At 45.7% G+C, this 15,007-nt stretch carries 17 protein-coding genes, 13 tRNA genes, 1 rRNA gene and 4 pseudogenes; 20 read left to right on the top strand and 15 right to left on the bottom strand.

Annotation, left to right across the window (positions count from 1 at the left end; genetic code table 11):
- From H525_RS0112850 to H525_RS0112785, 14 genes are all read left to right on the top strand, one after another.
- A 23S ribosomal RNA gene (locus tag H525_RS0112850) occupies positions 1–238 on the top strand; the annotation flags it as partial.
- A 99-nt stretch (positions 239–337) separates the two neighbouring features.
- Positions 338–413, top strand: a tRNA-Ile gene (locus H525_RS0112845).
- A gap of 34 nt (positions 414–447) precedes the next feature.
- Positions 448–533: transfer RNA gene (locus H525_RS0112840), tRNA-Leu, on the top strand.
- Positions 534–540: 7 nt separating this feature from the next.
- Positions 541–629: transfer RNA gene (locus H525_RS0112835), tRNA-Ser, on the top strand.
- 62 nt (positions 630–691) lie between these two features.
- Positions 692–768: transfer RNA gene (locus H525_RS0112830), tRNA-Glu, on the top strand.
- Between the two features lie 4 nt (positions 769–772).
- Positions 773–848, top strand: a tRNA-Val gene (locus H525_RS0112825).
- A gap of 19 nt (positions 849–867) precedes the next feature.
- Positions 868–943, top strand: a tRNA-Thr gene (locus H525_RS0112820).
- A 10-nt stretch (positions 944–953) separates the two neighbouring features.
- Positions 954–1,029 (top strand) — tRNA-Lys (locus tag H525_RS0112815).
- A 185-nt stretch (positions 1,030–1,214) separates the two neighbouring features.
- Positions 1,215–1,290: transfer RNA gene (locus H525_RS0112810), tRNA-Gly, on the top strand.
- Positions 1,291–1,310: 20 nt separating this feature from the next.
- Positions 1,311–1,399: transfer RNA gene (locus H525_RS0112805), tRNA-Leu, on the top strand.
- A gap of 27 nt (positions 1,400–1,426) precedes the next feature.
- A tRNA-Arg gene (locus tag H525_RS0112800) sits at positions 1,427–1,503 on the top strand.
- 11 nt (positions 1,504–1,514) lie between these two features.
- Positions 1,515–1,591, top strand: a tRNA-Pro gene (locus tag H525_RS0112795).
- 33 nt (positions 1,592–1,624) lie between these two features.
- Positions 1,625–1,698: transfer RNA gene (locus H525_RS0112790), tRNA-Gly, on the top strand.
- Positions 1,699–1,741: 43 nt separating this feature from the next.
- Positions 1,742–1,818: transfer RNA gene (locus H525_RS0112785), tRNA-Ile, on the top strand.
- 77 nt (positions 1,819–1,895) lie between these two features.
- On the opposite strand, the gene H525_RS27345 is transcribed toward H525_RS0112785, so the two are convergent.
- Positions 1,896–2,135, bottom strand: a complete 240-nt coding sequence (locus H525_RS27345; RefSeq protein WP_155837264.1) for a hypothetical protein — start codon at positions 2,133–2,135, stop codon at positions 1,896–1,898.
- A gap of 27 nt (positions 2,136–2,162) precedes the next feature.
- On the opposite strand from H525_RS27345, the pseudogene H525_RS29565 reads away from it, so the two are divergent.
- A pseudogene (locus tag H525_RS29565) lies at positions 2,163–2,950 on the top strand (homogentisate 1,2-dioxygenase); the annotation flags it as partial.
- Positions 2,951–3,146: 196 nt separating this feature from the next.
- Here the strand turns inward: H525_RS29565 and H525_RS0112770 are convergent.
- Positions 3,147–3,455, bottom strand: a complete 309-nt coding sequence (locus tag H525_RS0112770; RefSeq protein WP_027416538.1) for a MerR family transcriptional regulator — start codon at positions 3,453–3,455, stop codon at positions 3,147–3,149.
- Between the two features lie 332 nt (positions 3,456–3,787).
- Between H525_RS0112770 and H525_RS29020 the strand changes: the two are divergent.
- A pseudogene (locus tag H525_RS29020) lies at positions 3,788–4,045 on the top strand (methyl-accepting chemotaxis protein); the annotation flags it as partial.
- Positions 4,046–4,223: 178 nt separating this feature from the next.
- On the opposite strand, the gene H525_RS0112760 reads toward H525_RS29020, so the two are convergent.
- Entirely contained in the window at positions 4,224–5,000 is a 777-nt protein-coding gene (locus tag H525_RS0112760; RefSeq protein WP_027416536.1) for an ABC transporter ATP-binding protein, read from the bottom strand.
- Between the two features lie 225 nt (positions 5,001–5,225).
- Here H525_RS0112760 and H525_RS23945 point away from each other — a divergent pair.
- Positions 5,226–6,524, top strand: a pseudogene (locus H525_RS23945) (phytoene desaturase family protein).
- A 302-nt stretch (positions 6,525–6,826) separates the two neighbouring features.
- Here H525_RS23945 and kapB read toward each other — a convergent pair.
- The 12 genes and pseudogenes from kapB to H525_RS29555 form a co-directional block, all read right to left on the bottom strand.
- On the bottom strand, positions 6,827–7,210 hold the full coding sequence (gene kapB / locus H525_RS0112750; protein WP_027416535.1) for a kinase-associated lipoprotein KapB: 384 nt from the start codon (positions 7,208–7,210) through the stop codon (positions 6,827–6,829).
- A gap of 257 nt (positions 7,211–7,467) precedes the next feature.
- A complete protein-coding gene (locus tag H525_RS28215) occupies positions 7,468–7,944 on the bottom strand; it encodes a DUF4368 domain-containing protein (protein ID WP_051331013.1) in 477 nt (158 codons plus the stop codon).
- Between the two features lie 45 nt (positions 7,945–7,989).
- A pseudogene (locus tag H525_RS29560) lies at positions 7,990–8,109 on the bottom strand (recombinase zinc beta ribbon domain-containing protein); the annotation flags it as partial.
- On the bottom strand, positions 8,091–8,810 hold the full coding sequence (locus H525_RS28205) for a recombinase family protein (protein WP_281172619.1): 720 nt from the start codon (positions 8,808–8,810) through the stop codon (positions 8,091–8,093). The pseudogene H525_RS29560 and the gene H525_RS28205, both read right to left, overlap by 19 nt.
- A 183-nt stretch (positions 8,811–8,993) precedes the next feature.
- Positions 8,994–9,425, bottom strand: coding sequence for a hypothetical protein (locus H525_RS0112740; RefSeq protein WP_027416534.1), 432 nt, complete (start codon positions 9,423–9,425; stop codon positions 8,994–8,996).
- Between the two features lie 86 nt (positions 9,426–9,511).
- On the bottom strand, positions 9,512–10,150 hold the full coding sequence (locus tag H525_RS0112735) for a Fic/DOC family protein (protein ID WP_027416533.1): 639 nt from the start codon (positions 10,148–10,150) through the stop codon (positions 9,512–9,514).
- Positions 10,134–10,325 (bottom strand): hypothetical protein, encoded by a 192-nt coding sequence (locus tag H525_RS0112730; protein ID WP_027416532.1) that lies wholly within the window; start codon positions 10,323–10,325, stop codon positions 10,134–10,136. Before H525_RS0112730 ends, H525_RS0112735 begins: the two co-directional genes overlap by 17 nt.
- Positions 10,326–10,400: 75 nt before the next feature.
- The gene (locus H525_RS28200; protein ID WP_211237013.1) at positions 10,401–10,616 is read right to left on the bottom strand and encodes a hypothetical protein; all 216 of its coding nucleotides are present in this window, start codon (positions 10,614–10,616) and stop codon (positions 10,401–10,403) included.
- 8 nt (positions 10,617–10,624) lie between these two features.
- Positions 10,625–10,792 carry a ribbon-helix-helix domain-containing protein gene (locus H525_RS28195; RefSeq protein ID WP_211237012.1) on the bottom strand — a complete coding sequence of 56 codons (168 nt, stop codon included), beginning with the start codon at positions 10,790–10,792 and terminating at the stop codon, positions 10,625–10,627.
- A gap of 495 nt (positions 10,793–11,287) precedes the next feature.
- Positions 11,288–11,566, bottom strand: a complete 279-nt coding sequence (locus H525_RS28190; protein ID WP_211237011.1) for a hypothetical protein — start codon at positions 11,564–11,566, stop codon at positions 11,288–11,290.
- Positions 11,567–11,648: 82 nt separating this feature from the next.
- The gene (locus H525_RS23925; RefSeq protein ID WP_035100972.1) at positions 11,649–11,861 is read right to left on the bottom strand and encodes a hypothetical protein; all 213 of its coding nucleotides are present in this window, start codon (positions 11,859–11,861) and stop codon (positions 11,649–11,651) included.
- A 2-nt stretch (positions 11,862–11,863) separates the two neighbouring features.
- On the bottom strand, positions 11,864–12,091 hold the full coding sequence (locus H525_RS29555; protein WP_211237010.1) for a hypothetical protein: 228 nt from the start codon (positions 12,089–12,091) through the stop codon (positions 11,864–11,866).
- 149 nt (positions 12,092–12,240) lie between these two features.
- Here H525_RS29555 and H525_RS0112705 point away from each other — a divergent pair, with 149 nt between their 5' ends.
- The 3 genes from H525_RS0112705 (at position 12,241) to H525_RS0112695 (ending at position 14,901) form a co-directional block, all read left to right on the top strand.
- The gene (locus H525_RS0112705) at positions 12,241–12,870 is read left to right on the top strand and encodes a phosphatase PAP2 family protein (protein WP_027416530.1); all 630 of its coding nucleotides are present in this window, start codon (positions 12,241–12,243) and stop codon (positions 12,868–12,870) included.
- A gap of 59 nt (positions 12,871–12,929) precedes the next feature.
- Positions 12,930–13,526: a DedA family protein gene (locus H525_RS0112700; RefSeq protein ID WP_051331011.1), complete on the top strand. Its 597-nt coding sequence runs from the start codon at positions 12,930–12,932 to the stop codon at positions 13,524–13,526.
- 190 nt (positions 13,527–13,716) lie between these two features.
- Positions 13,717–14,901, top strand: a complete 1,185-nt coding sequence (locus H525_RS0112695) for an O-antigen ligase family protein (protein WP_027416528.1) — start codon at positions 13,717–13,719, stop codon at positions 14,899–14,901.
- Positions 14,902–15,007: the final 106 nt, after the last annotated feature.

Below are 15,007 nucleotides of genomic sequence, written 5' to 3'. Positions count from 1 at the left end.
AGGACCGGGATGGACGCACCGCTGGTGCACCAGTTGTTCCGCCAGGAGCATCGCTGGGTAGCTATGTGCGGCCGGGATAAGCGCTGAAAGCATCTAAGCGTGAAGCCCCCCTCAAGATGAGATTTCCCACAGCACAAGCTGGTAAGACCCCTTATAGATGATGAGGTAGATAGGTTCGGGGTGGACGTGCGGCAACGCATGGAGCTGACGAATACTAATCGGTCGAGGGCTTAACCCAATACTATACAACGTGGACAACATGATTTTTTCATGCAAAGCGCAATGTTTTTTCTGATTCAGTTTTCAAGGTATACTACCTGTTTAATATTGCATAGTTGGGCCCTTAGCTCAGTTGGTAGAGCGGTCGGCTCATAACCGATTGGTCGTAGGTTCGAGTCCTGCAGGGCCCACCATTCATTAATCAAATGATAAATCAATTATACAAATGCGGTCGTGGTGGAATTGGCAGACACGCTATCTTGAGGGGGTAGTGATCCTAGATCGTGCGAGTTCGAGTCTCGCCGACCGCACCATATTTGTGGAGGGATACCGAAGTGGTCATAACGGGGCGGTCTTGAAAACCGTTAGGGTGCAAGCCCACGCGGGTTCGAATCCTGCTCCCTCCGCCATCTGTTTGAACATTGATTTTGAATAATAGATATGTTACATTAATATTTGTTAATTTTATTGTGGCCCGTTGGAGAAGCGGCTTAACTCACATGCCTTTCACGCATGCATTCAGGGGTTCGAATCCCCTACGGGTCACCATTATGGAGGATTAGCTCAGCTGGGAGAGCATCTGCCTTACAAGCAGAGGGTCGGCGGTTCGATCCCGTCATCCTCCACCATTAATGTGAATATTTATTTGCCGGTGTAGCTCAATTGGTAGAGCACCTGACTTGTAATCAGGGGGTTGAGGGTTCAAGTCCTTTCGCCGGCACCATTTTATGTAAGAGCCATTAGCTCAGTTGGTAGAGCACCTGACTTTTAATCAGGGTGTCACTGGTTCGAGTCCAGTATGGCTCACCATTTTATAATTTGGCATGCTTGTGATTAACGACATCATGTAGTTGATTTTCATGGTTAGGACTCTCACCTTATATTAAGGAAGTTCTGCTAAAAGCAGGCACATCGTGTGCCTAACGCAGAACCTAGCGCCTCCTGCGCGTCGCGAGTCAGTATGGCTCACCATTTTATAATTTGGAGTAATTTGTGCGGACATAGCTCAGTTGGTAGAGCACGACCTTGCCAAGGTCGGGGTCGCGAGTTCGAGTCTCGTTGTCCGCTCCATGATGTACTTTTAAAGCAGTGCCGGGGTGGCGGAACTGGCAGACGCACAGGACTTAAAATCCTGCGGTAGGTGACTACCGTACCGGTTCGATTCCGGTCCTCGGCACCATTTTATAAGTTTATTTTTAGTATGCTTGTGCCCGTAGCTCAATCGGATAGAGTGTCTGACTACGAATCAGAAGGTTGGGAGTTCGAGTCTCTCCGGGCACGCCATTTTTTTGTTTCGGGAAGTGGCTCAGCTTGGTAGAGCACCTGGTTTGGGACCAGGGGGTCGCAGGTTCAAATCCTGTCTTCCCGACCATAGGGAACTAGTAAGCAGTAAATTTCTCTATATGCGGGTGTAGTTCAATGGTAGAACATCAGCTTCCCAAGCTGAATACGTGGGTTCGATTCCCATCACCCGCTCCATCTATTTTATTAGACACTTATTTGCAGCAATGATTTTCATAATGGGCCTATAGCTCAGTTGGTTAGAGCGCACGCCTGATAAGCGTGAGGTCGGCTGTTCGAGTCAGCCTAGGCCCACCACAAACAATACATAGCTATTAAAAGTCCTGTTCAAAATGAACAGGACTTTTTTTCCGTTAAAGAAAGTATATGTTGCTTTACAGTGTTAAAGCAACATATACTTTCCTCCATGGGTCACCTGAGAAAAACTCGCGGGAGTGTGCCGAACGTTGCTTTTTCAATGTGGAGCGTGTGGCCGGAAGGTCGATCAGACCGACAATTGTCTCCATCATTGAGGTACCCGGATGTTTTGTCGGTCCGACCTTCCGGTCACTAAGCGGCCGTTTCGCTTCCCTGCAGAAAAAGGACGAGCGGCAACGCCCGCGAGTTTTTCTCAACTGTTAAAAAATATTCGAGTATGCGGGTTGGGAGAGGTTATAATAAGCATCCAGTCACTGCTCTACCATATTCATCCTCCAACACAGGTGAAAGCAGTAAAGAAAATATGAGACGTCCATTATGAGTTTGAAGACCGCGGGGCATTGAAGTATCGGCATTTCTTGACCTGGAATAACGAAGAGGGTGGGGATTTTCTTGAAGCGAGACTTATTATTACCGCAACGGAGAAGGAGATGAATTGCTATTTGTCCATGAGGGAAAGGGAAAAATTCAAAGTATTTTTGGGGAATTGCCTTTTTTACCCGGAGATTACCTCGTCATTCCAATTGGCACGACCACAGGGTCACCTTAGAAACAACGGAAGCGCGTTTCCTTATTGTGGAGTCGGGTTCTGCTATATTCCCGCCAAAACGTTATCGGAATGAGCACGGCCAGCTGTTGGAACATTCGCCCTACTGTGAGCGGGATATACGGATACCGGAAAAACTTGTGGCTACTAACCTGCGTGGAGAGTTTGAAGTTCGAGTGCGGGTGCAGGAGATGATTACTTCCTATTTCTTTGATTATCATCCGCTTGACGTAGTCGGGTGGGATGGTTATTTATTTCCGTTATGAGCCGCAAATGTATAAAGGAAGCCTCCTTTACGATCCATCCGGCCGGTCTTCCCCACGGGCCGCACCCGGGTAAAATAGGGGAGAGCATCGGAAAGAAGGAAACAAAAGAACTCGCGGTCATGATTGATATGTTCCGACCCCTGCGTATTGTTAAACAAGCACATGTGTATGAAGATGCCGGATATATATGTACAGTTGGTACACGCGGATTAACCGTAACAACCGTAAAGGCGTAAAAAGGCCACTATGCCGGAGAGTTTGCATAGTGGCTAAGGTGGAGTTTTGTGGAGAGATTTACACTAAAAGGGGTGTTATCTTTATTATACGGAAGATTCTTAATCAGTCTTATTATTTGTTAGATAATCTCCCATTGTTTTTTCCGGTTTTGCCTTCCGTCATCTCTTGTGAATATTAAAGGCCGCGTTAATCTGGCCGCGAATCATTTTATTTCTCAGTTCTGTATCGGTTCTCAGCCTTTCTTTATCCATCTTTCTAATTTCGGATGTCTGCAGCCCGTCTTCCATCTTATTTGCAATTTCCATTAACTTTTCAACATCAGCAAACGAAAACTTGCGGGTTCCTCCATTGGTGCGTTCCGGAAGGATGAGCTGCCGTTCTTCATAATATCGAATTTGCCTTTCGGATAACCCGGTTAGTTCGCTAACGATACCGATGGTGATGACCTTCTTATGCTTATAAGACAATATCTCTCCCTCCCTTTACTAAACGGAATGGTATAGCTTAACTATAGCACAATCCATCCCCATTATATTTATTCTTTGTTAGAAAATATAACACCATAAATCTACATAATTGATACCCGAATCATCTCATTTTACAAAATGGTGTACAGGCACAAAATATCCCAATATAATCAGTGATAGACAAGGAAATAGTAACCGTCTGATTGAGGGGGAGGAGTAAAAGAATGTTGAATAAGCAAGGGGAAACAAACCAGGCCGTTTCCGGCCAACTAAGCAGAAACGGGGAAGACATTATACAACGCATGGCCGTCCTGACTGACCTATCCACAGATATTTTGAAAATTGTAGGGGTTCTTCAAGATATTGCCTCACAAACGAATCTGCTTGCTTTAAATGCGGCAATTGAGGCGGCGCGCGCGGGAGATCACGGGCGCGGATTTGGCGTGGTCGCTTCCGAGGTGCGCAAGCTGGCAGAGAGCAGCGCGAAATCTTCAAAGGATGTTGAAACCATTATTAATCAATTAAACCGTGAAATGAAAGGTTTGTTGAATGATGTGAGTACGGCTTTAAAAGCTTCCGACGAAAAATAACAGCCGGCTCGGACGTAAGACAGCCACACCGGGCATTCATTGATAAGTATTGTACTTGGGTTTGGTCAGGCAGCCTATGATTGGGTCGCAAAGCGCCGCGTCATTATACCGGTTGGGAAGTGTACAAATGAAAGCTACCCGCTGCCTGACAGCCCCAAGAGAACAATAAGGAATGAGTTTAACTCTGGATGCGCAGCCAGGGCCGTTGATTTTCCCAGTCAACGTTTACATCGTTTTCAAAGAATTTTGAAAGGTTTTCCCCCGTCAGAACATCATGCGTATTTCCTGCTGCATAAACCGAGCCGCTTTTTAAAAGCAGGGCATGGTTGATAGCGGGTACGATTTCTTCGATATGGTGGGAAACATAGATAAGAGTCGGGCCCTCCGGCTGGCTTCCTATTTTTTGAATCGTATGCAGCAATTGTTCCCGGGCAAAAATATCAAGTCCGGTACATGGCTCGTCCAGAATTAATAGTTTGGGCGAGGCAATCAGGGCTCTGGCAATGAGAACTTTTTGTTTTTCACCCTGAGATAGCGTCTGATAAGGCCGGTTTAGGAAAGATTCACATCCGATTTCGGTTAATAAAGCTCTCGCTTTTTCATAGTCTGCTTCCAGCGGCTTATCATAAAGGCCGATGGAAGCGAATTTTCCGCTAAGCACAATGTTTTCCACCGTTTCATTTCGATACAGTTTGTCCTGCAATGAAGAGCTTACCCAACCGATCGATTTGCGCACTTCCCGCACATCGCATTGTCCAAACCGATTGCCGAGAACTTCAACCGAGCCTTTAGTCGGCCATATGTATCCGTTCAAAATATTCAGCAGCGTTGTTTTTCCGGAGCCGTTTAAACCGATAATGGCCCAGTGCTCATCCTCCTCAATTTTCCAGGAAACATCCTGAAGTATATAGCCTTCCTCACGTCGCCAACTAACTGCATCCACAGTAACGATCACAAAATCTCCTCCTCGAATTGACTGCTCTTTATCATTTTCTTTTACTATACACCCGTTTTCTCCGGGTGTCCCGTATTGCGACATTAAAGATATGTGCTACCTTTCAACAGACAAGTTATAATAGAATGATGATAACAACATAAGTGTGGTAGTAATGGTATATAAAAGTCCATGCCATACAGGTAAACAGCACATATTAGGAGATGTTAATTGTTTATGGAAAACGTGGAAACAAGGTATTTTGACGTCGTTATTGTAGGCGGCGGACTGGCAGGTTTGTCTGCTGCTGCGACGTTGTCAAGTAAATGAAAAAAGGTTGCTGTGCTTGAACGTGGAAATCTTGGCGGCCGTGCCGTAACCTTAAAGATAAAAGATTTTTCATTTAACTTTGGCGCCCATGCCATTTATGGGCGGGATACATCGATTCTGCGGACGATGGAAAAGGAACTGGGGATTCATATTGACTGGGTCGATTTTGAACCGAATAAGGCGAAATATGATATTGGGGACAGGCTTACCGATGTACCGGCAAACATTCAGGGGCTTTTCCGCACTGCTGTTCTCAAAGGAACGGGAAAAATTAAGTTCACGTTTGAAATTTTTAAAACAATGCTTCGTCTGGAAAAAGGGCATCCACACCTTTCCATTGCCAAATGGATGGAGGAAAACAACACCAGCGATGACGTAAAAGAAATGATGCTAACCCTGGCGTCATCGAATTTTTTTACAAAAGAGCCGGAGAAAATTCCGTCTGATGTATTTTTTCGTTATTATCAACGCCTCTTTACCACCAATAAACCAGTCACTTATATCGGTGGGGGATGGCAGGCGCTTATCAATGAATTCGTCCGCGTCATTGAAAGCCATAACGGCGAGATATTCACGAAAACAAAAGTTGAGTCCGTTTTGGCGAGCGATGACCGATTAACGGAAGTCTATGTACCAAATGCGGTGTACGCTGCCAAAGAATTTGTTTTTTGTATTCCGCCAAAAGAGCTGGAAAAAATCTTTGTCGATACGAAGATTGAGCATTCCGCTAAACAATATTCGAGCTATGAACCAAGCTACGTGTATGTGTATGACATCGGGTTAAAAGATCGGATTGAAGTTCCCTATACGTATATTTACGATAAGAAAAACCGGATTTTTATCACCGACATTTCCCATTATGATAAGACATGTGTCCCGGAGGGCGGTCAGCTTCTGCAGGCTGTCGCCTATATTAGCCCGGATGATTTGAAAGACAAGGAAAAAATTGAAGATTACCATCAAAGAATTGAAGCGCTGTATGATAAGCATTTTGCGGGGTGGCGGGAACAATTGGTCGTCCCCCGTGTGTCAAAAAGGGCGGCCGCCCAGGAAATTAAGTGGACAATGACACAGGATCCGATGCCGCTGTATTTCCCGGATTACCGGAACGTATTTTTTGCGGGTGACTGGTGCCAGGGTGAAGGGCAGTTGTCAGAGCTCTCCTTCTCCAGTGCCTATGAGGCGAGCCAGTTGATTCTGCAAAAAAATGAATAAAACGAATAAGTTGTAGTCCGTACCCCTTTTCTGGTAGATTACGGGCTATTTTTTCTGTAATGTTAAGCTGGGCGGAACGTCAATCGAAGGTGGTGGGCAATGGAATGGTCCGTTTTTACTTTTTGAGAGTTTTCCCGTTAACTGGAAGCATAAGCTGTCCGCGTTACTAAGGGGGACCTGCCCGAAACATCTGGGTAGTTCAACGATATAGACAGTCAGGCAGAAAGACGTCCCCCTTTGTTAGTAACACTGGGCAGCGGGAAAAAAACAAAAAATAAGAAACTTTGATTTGATACCGATATTTACGCGTATTCTTCTTTAAGCTTCTCCAGTTCTTCGAGTGCGCGCTTTGACCATTCGTCATTGTTTCCGCGCAGCAGGCGGATCTCTTCATTGATGGCGTTATCCAAAGACGCTTTATAGTCGGGAATGTTCCCGGAATACGATTCAAGTGCACGAAGTGGTGCAACAATCTTTTCCTGATGAGAAAGGGCGCGGCGCTGGTGGAAAAGTGGGACGTGTACCTCATGCGGATGGTGTAGATCTCCCTGGGCCGGATGCTTGATCACAGCGAGAATTTTCACAGTCGCACGCGGAGGGGCAAGGGAAACAATCTCTCCAATGTATTCTCCTGATTTATACCCGGTTTTTATGATGTCTCCAACTGTAAATGGATGGTCGGTCATGGGGATTCCTCCTTTTAAACCAGTGAGTAAGAAATTCTTCCCGTACTTTTTCGATCAAAAGGAAGTTAAATCCTCCTTTTTTTGAACCCGGTGGTTCTGTTTAAATCGGCGGTTATGTTTGAATCGCCGCTATACTGGAAACTGTTCTAATCCGAAATAAGAACAGGGTGCACTTTATGCCCGTGTGCATAGGGACACATTCTGAACCATAGGTTTTTGGTAAGGCAGACAGCAGATTTTGCTGTCTGCCTTTGCAGTTAAACAGCTATTTTATGAGCTTCTTCAGCAAAGGCTCCGAAAAAGCCGATGTCTCGGTATCGGATGACAATCTTCTGTTCCGATGTTCTCGAGTAACGTTCACCTCGTTCGCCCACTTCAATACGCTCAATAAACAGGTGAAGCAGCTCGCCGTTCAGCTCTAAAATCTCGGTGTAGCGTTTCGCCTTTTCTACGAATCGGGAGACATTGGAGATGGATTCTTGCAGCTTGTTTATCCGCTCCGCAGCCTGGGGGATTCGTTCCTTCAGGCTGTTTTGTTCGTCGTTGTAGTCGGCGGACAGCATCCGGAACTGCTCATTGGTGATGCGCCCCAGCACATTATCCTCGTAAAGCCGCTTGAATAAGGCCGTCAACTCCGTATCCCTTCGTCGCATATCATCTAGCTCCCGCTGGAGTCTGTCGATCTCCCGTTTGGTTTCGGTGCTGTTTCTCTGGTTGATGTGCTGTATTAACAACGCCTCCTGCTGTCTGGCGAAATGGGTGACCCGGCGCAGATCGTCCAGAATGATTTCTGCCAGTTGGTTCTCCCGAATATAGTGTCCAGTGCAGAATTCCTTGCCACGCTTCTTGTAAGTGGAGCACGTGAAGTTGTTTTTTACCGCTAGGACACCGTGGTGTATTGCAGGTTAATGGTGTGCCCCAGATAGGTCTCGTCCTCCAGAATATCGGCAACAGTCCGGCTGCTCCAGTCATAAGGTCTTGTGATATCTACGTTGGTAAGAAGCACACCGGTTTTGCTGTAGTAATAATTACCTGGCGTGAGAATCTGATCTTCTTTTAGTTGCCGTGAAATCTGGCTGGGGCCTTTCCCTTCGGCACACAGGCTGAAAATCCGCTGTACTATCGGGGCGGCATCCTCGTCAGGAACGATCTTTTTCTTGGGATCGTTCTCGTCTTTTTTGTAGCCGTAGGGCGCTCTGGTCGCCACACGCTCGCCACGTTCGGCCTGAGCTTTTTTGACTGCTCGGATTTTCCGGCTTGTATCCTTGGCGTAGAAATCGTTGAACAGGTTTTTAAACGGAGTAAAATCATTGTCGCCGTAGAGGCTGTCCACGTTGTCGTTGATGGCGATGAAACGGATACCGTAACTCGGAAACACCAGCTCTGTGTACTGCCCGACCTGCAGATATTCTCTCCCCAGCCGGGACATGTCCTTGACAATAATGGTGGATACCTCACCGTTTTCGACCAACTTCATCAGCTCGTTCCAGGCCGGACGGTTGAAGTTTGTTCCGCTGTAGCCATCGTCAGAGAGGAACAGTATGTTTTCAAAACCGTTGTCGGCAGCGTATTTCTCCAGCATCATCCGCTGGTTTTGGATGCTGTTGGATTCGCCCTCCCGGTCATCCTCCTATCTGAGCCTGCCGTATAAAATTGTATATTTCTGGTTTGCCTGTTTCATAAATACCTCCTTCTTTGTTGGCAAACCGATACGGAAAATGGGATTGCGGAGTTTCCGCAATCCCAATCATACCGAAGGATTTGCCACAAGTCTAGCGGATTTTTAGAAAGAATTTCGTTCTGTATCCTGCTCTTTATCGATGAGAGAAAGAAGCTTTTCGGTTGGGGTTAATGTCGCATCCCTAGGGAATACCGAGCTGACGGCAAACCTTTTACCGCCTACGATCATCCGAAGTTCCAGGCAAATGTCGTCTGGTTCTTCCTTGAGTTTCGTATCCTCAAACAGCGCAACGGGCGTATTGTCAAACTCTCCGTCTATAATTCCAGCCGTATCATAACTGCCATAAAGGCCGGTTTCCAGGTAGTGCCGATGAACGTTTTTGACTCGTTTGAGCCATAGCCGCCGCTTTATACAGCCAGGCTTTTGAGACAACTCCTCAAATTTGGGCAGCAGTGTATGGTCTTTCCCAAGTAAAACAATACATCTGTGGAATGTATAAGCATTGAGGAACGCCTGATTCTTTAACATACCCATAGTTGATCATCATCCTTTCATCGAACTGCAGCTTAAAAATAAAGCAGTCCTTTCTTTTTTGAATAGGACTGCCTTTGCGCCATATCTTATTGTAATCGGAAGGTTTGTCCCATCGTTGGTTCCTGCAAGGGTGTAGTGATCCGCTTAAAAAGCGCATCCATTTTGCCGTAATTACATGCAAAGGCTTCTGCGCTGGCTTCTATCATTTCCTTGCTTGTAACCTGCGAAAAGTCTACCTGGTATCCAGCGTTTTCGGCAAGATATTGAATAAAAAGCCGTTGTACCCGTCCGTTGCCTTCCCGAAACGGATGGATCACATTGATCTCACTGAGATAAAAGGATAAGCGGAAGGGTATCTCATTCTCAGGTGTACCGGTAAGGTATGTTTCCTTTTTCAGCCTGTTAAACAGCTCGTTTGCATTGGATTCTATGTATGGATAGAGGCAGAACTGATTTCCCTTTGAGATGTTTACCCATCGCAGTTCGCCTGCCCATTCATAGATATCTTTGAAAATGTACCGGTGTATGTCCTGCAGATGCTTTAAATCAAACCTGCCAGGAATAGGGTTGACCCTTGTTTCCAGTATCCGAACGGAGGTGATTTCCCTTTCCGCAATACGCAGCTGTTTGGCGTTTCTTAACCCCAGTTTGTTCTTCAGAACAAAAGAATTGGGATAACAGTATCTGCTATCCCATTCATAGTCATATTTATAATTTTTGTTCATGAGCGTCCTCCGCTTTGACCGAATGCTTCCGCATAAGATCAGCGACAACCTGATCTGTTTTCTTTTTATCTCCGGCGCAATATCGCATGCGCTCTTTATCTTCCTCGGTGAGGGGCATGCCCTCCATCGCCATGGAGGCGTTCACATCATCAATCATTCGCTCCAGATCTTTCATAAAAACACCTCGTTTTCGTATTCAGTATAGCATAAAATCTGTAAAAAATCAACCAGAGCAAGGCTTTCACAGGCTTTACCTGTCCTTCTGGAAACGATAAACATCCTCGAAATGCACGCTGCCGACAGACCGCTTGACATCCTGCACACACTTTCCACGGAGCTTCCCCAGTGTGGTCTCATCCACATCCGCATTAGCGGCAAGGATATTCATCATCATGGACATCTCCACCGCCAGCTTGAACAGCAGACGGGCGGTACGGTTTTCAGACGCATCAACCGCGCCTGTCACAGCAGAGGTTATGGCAGCTGGCAGACTGCTGAAATATATCCGCAGTAAAAACGGACGGCTTTTTCAATAAACTCGCTCCGGCTTTTGCAGTTGTCTTGTTGTTGCCATCGGTCAACGCTTTCCAATGTGGAAGGATAGAGCCAGAGTGGAATGCGTTTTTTGTTTTCTTCTGTCATCGTGAGTCCTCCTTCGAATCATTTTTCAAACCACCTGTAGGGTACACCCTGACAAACGCCATTCTGTGGGGATTCTATTTACGTTTTTTTGCTCAACGGGGACCTGCGGCGAGTCAGTACCCTGTTTTAGGTGTACCTTCCAAAACGTTCCTCGACCCGCATTGCGGGGCGATGTGAGCGGCGGGAGGTCGCGTAGCGACCACCTGCCTTTAACCTGCCTCATTTTCAACCCCATGGGCCAGCTCCATTCCGATGGCAAAACTGGCTTTCATTTAGCGTTGCCGATATCAAGGCCGTGCGGTTAAGCGGACGTTTTGAGTGCTGAATTCCCGCACAAAGCCTCGACACGGGACGCTGTGCAGCTCACAGGTATTAGTTGCCACCTTGTCCCCGAAAACGCGAAACAGGGGCACACAGGCAGCGATACGCCGCTTTCTCTCTTTACGGCATAAAAGGAAGAATGCAAGGATGCAAAGTATGTAAGACATTGCACCCTTACATCCTTGATTCGGGTAGCTGCCAGTACCATTGGTTGCCCAGTTTCACAGACAGAGCGACGATGTTTTTCTTTGCAATGTTGACTGTGCGCTCTGAGATATTTAATTCCTTAGCCCTATGAAACACTACTTCCACCGAAACTGGTTGAACCAACAATTCTCTAAGTTTGTCCTCCATCTGCATAGTTTTGGTCTGAACCGTACCTGAGCCAGAGAGAACTTCATCCACCGTGGTATCGCAATAACCTTTCCACTGAAAGCCGCTCTTCGCGTCCAAAGAGAAAGCGATGGATCTGCCCTCCGGCGCCAGGCTGCTTTTGTCGTGGGCTACAATACGAACACTTGGATTACTTTTGAGTCTACCTACCAGAAGCACACTCCTTGCCGCCGCGCGGAAGTCGATGGAGCCCAAACCACGGTACGAGGATTTCAAGCCCTGCGCCCTGGTGCCTGCGATCATTTTTGTCCTGCTGCAGCTGTTGTGCGTAAAAGCTGCTTACCGGATTTACTTCAAGATCCTCCAGAACATTTTGCAGATTTTTATCATGACTTTTCTTATTTTTCTTGCCCATGCTCAAATAGCCTTCTTCATAATGTTACATATGGGTAGTAGCATGAATCGCCTGGCACATTCGTGAATATGCCGCACATAATCTTCGGTTAGGTTCTTAACGATGCCGGATATTTCATGGACCGATTCCCCGTCTTTTTTCACATTAAGAACGTTAACCAGCACTTCCCGGTCGTCTACGTACGTGCAGGAAAATGAATTGTACACGGGTGATTGGTCCGTAAAATCCAAAAAGTTTAATGTAAAGAAAACGCCTGATCTGCAGAACATAGTAGTAAAGGTGGAACACTCCGAATCCAACGTATGAACTTTTCCATTGAAAGCATAGTCTTTATATATAAGGGATGCAAAAGACGGCATATAGGGGTGTTTTTCTTCTGATGAATCGTAAACGACAGTTTGAGCAAGCTTTATTCCTACTTGTATGTTTAGCCGCAGGCTTCGGTTTCCTGGCCGTTCTTGTCAGCGAAAAGAAAACGGGGTCATTTGATACGGTTATTACAGCCCTTATTCAGGGTTTCGAAGCCCCTGCCATCACGAGCGTAATGAAATTTTTTACTTTTATCGGATCCGGTTCGGTAGTTACCGTCCTTACCATTATGCTTTCGCTGTTTTTTTCTCTCGTATTAAAGCATCGTTCCGAGCTTATATTGTTCCTGGTTGTTGTCCTGGGGACATACGTTTTTAATGAAGTCTTGAAACATATCTTTCACCGGGCGCGGCCTTATCTGCACCGGCTGATTGAAGTAACGGGCTACAGCTTTCCAAGTGGCCATTCTATGGAGTCCTTTGCTTTTTATGGTGTGCTTACTTTTTTATTATGGCGGCACGTTTCCACACGAGCAGGCCGGACTATCCTTATCCTGTTCAGCAGTCTGATGATTCTTGCCATCGGCATAAGCCGCATCTATCTGGGAGTTCATTATCCAAGCGATGTAATCGGCGGCTATCTGGCAGGCGGTTTGTGGCTTACGGCGGCCATCTGGTTTTATCGGCGTGTAAGAAGATAGCCTTGTGACACGCAAAACAAATAAAAATCTGGTTTTATCAGAAATGAAGGAATGAAACGATGCATATACATGTTCATGAACTTATCAGCCACTACGGATACCCAGGTGTTTTTACAGTCTTGATGTTGGAGATGATTGGAATTCCCTTCCCGGCGGAAACGACCTTAACCGTTGCGGGAATCGAATGGAAGAGGGGGGTATTTTCTTTACTTCCGCTTATTGCATCCGCAACTCTCGGGAATGTTGTTGGAAGTTCAATTGCCTTTGGCATTGGAAAATTTCTTGGAAGGCCGACCATTCTCCGGCTCGGCAAATATGTAGGAATTTCGCGGGAACGGCTTGATCGTGCGGAAGATAAATTTCAAAAGTACCAGATTCGTGTTACTCTTTTCTCCAAATTTATTGCGGGCATTCGTGTGCTTGTCCCGTATTTGGCCGGCATTAATGAAATGCCATTTGTGAAATTTACGATTTTCAATTTCATAAGCGCCCTGGTTTGGTCTTCCGTGTTTATTACGGTAGGACGGTATATCGAGGTCGCATGGCGACGCTACCATAACATTATTCATCCCTATCTTCTCCCTGGCATAATAGGAGTGGTGATTTTGGCTGGGGTCTATTTTCTCTACAGAAAAAGGGCAAGAACCGCCAAATAACGGCGTCATAACGCAGGTTTTGGAGAAAGTTGCCGGCACCATGCGCTTTCTTTCCGCGCAAAACTGTGATATTCTAATTTCGTCTGTTTCATACGTGCGAATAATGGGTATTATATTTTAGCTTTACAGAAATAGTGTCGTTTATTAATGTATTCAATTGAGAAAATAAAAATAGTCAGGAGTCTTGATCGTGAATGTAGCTTTAGGCTTGATTATTGTTTCACCATATTTAGCCTTCTTGCCCATGATCTACCTTCTCTATTATTTCTTTAAAAGAGGGGAATTGACGCTTCGCAACGAATGGACCAAAGGATTGCTGTTTCTTTTTCTATGGTCTTTTTTAGTGGGATTAATGAACAACCAGGGATTTTACGTATTAACTTCTCTTGTTATTTTAGGCTATCTTTTTGTTAGTATTTATATTCATAGCGCGTACCGGAAGACAGAAGATGTGGAACGGCTATTTTTGTCTTTATTCTGGTTATCGCTCGGTTCGGCTTTTCTTGGTCTTTTGGAACATTGGAATATTATTACGTATTCACCTGCCTGGTGGAAGTACTTTTTGGGAACACGTTCTATTGTTGATATAACGGAATCCCAGCGAATTTCGGGTACCTTTAATAATCCAAACCTGGCAGGCACGTGGTATGCCGCTATGATTATGATCGGATTTTATTTCTTTAGAAGAGTAAGCGGTATGCGAAAGTTTGCTTACGTAGGAGCCGTTGCTTTATATATTTTCGTATTGATGATGACAGAATCAAGGGCAGCGGTGATCGGGCTATTCCTCGGATTTGTTATTTATGCGTATTTTGCCGGTCATAAGAAAAAAATGCTGATGCTGATGTTTATTCTGCTTTCCGGAACTGCCCTCATGTTGAACCGTCCGGAATGGTTCCCTAGAGGGGACATTTTGTTTTCTTCGATCCAGGATCGGCAGGAAATCTGGAAGAATTGCTTTAATATGTTTATGATGAAACCTATCACCGGCTGGGGGATCATGGGCATTTATTTTGCAGATAGCAGTGTCTATCATTATATGCGTGTATTTCACGCGCATAACACGCTGCTTACGATCGCAACGACTCTCGGAATGGTAGGTTTGCTTGCGTTCATTTGGATGGAATGGTCGTTGCTACAGGGGATTCGCGTATTATATCAGAACCAGTGCCGCATCACGCCGTTGTTGAGCGGAATTAAGGCAATGATTTTAGGCCACGGATTATTTGACTTTACGATTATGAGCCCGCAAATCGGTTTGTTATTTGTCGGATGTTCCGCGCTTATCGGGGCGCTTGCCTATCGATACAGCCCCGAACTCGTTCGAACACGCTTTCCTTTGCCTGTGAGGTATAGAAGATATAAAAAAATATAACCTATATGGTACTATTTCGAAAGTAGTACCTGAAGAAAAAAGGCGCCTTTTCGCAAGGGCGTCTTTTTTTCTATTAAAAATGGATATTGCTAAACTTCGCACATAA

Origin of the sequence: Aneurinibacillus terranovensis DSM 18919 (assembly GCF_000430625.1) — a bacterium.
Lineage (GTDB): Bacteria > Bacillota > Bacilli > Aneurinibacillales > Aneurinibacillaceae > Aneurinibacillus_B > Aneurinibacillus_B terranovensis.
Note: the sequence above shows the minus strand (reverse complement) of the source record. Positions and strands in the feature narration are given on the sequence as shown.

Bases quoted from the DNA above. Each gene is read 5' to 3' on its own strand.
- H525_RS0112730 (WP_027416532.1), bottom strand. From the start codon at position 10,325: ATGAAAGATCTGGAGCGAATGATTGATGATGTGAACGCCTCCATGGCG.
- H525_RS28195 (WP_211237012.1), bottom strand. From the start codon at position 10,792: ATGACAGAAGAAAACAAAAAACGCATTCCACTCTGGCTCTATCCTTCC.
- H525_RS0112700 (WP_051331011.1), top strand. From the start codon at position 12,930: ATGCATATACATGTTCATGAACTTATCAGCCACTACGGATACCCAGGT.
- H525_RS0112735 (WP_027416533.1), bottom strand. From the start codon at position 10,150: ATGAACAAAAATTATAAATATGACTATGAATGGGATAGCAGATACTGT.
- H525_RS0112705 (WP_027416530.1), top strand. From the start codon at position 12,241: ATGAATCGTAAACGACAGTTTGAGCAAGCTTTATTCCTACTTGTATGT.
- kapB (WP_027416535.1), bottom strand. From the start codon at position 7,210: ATGACCGACCATCCATTTACAGTTGGAGACATCATAAAAACCGGGTAT.
- H525_RS0112740 (WP_027416534.1), bottom strand. From the start codon at position 9,425: ATGGGTATGTTAAAGAATCAGGCGTTCCTCAATGCTTATACATTCCAC.
- H525_RS23925 (WP_035100972.1), bottom strand. From the start codon at position 11,861: ATGGGCAAGAAAAATAAGAAAAGTCATGATAAAAATCTGCAAAATGTT.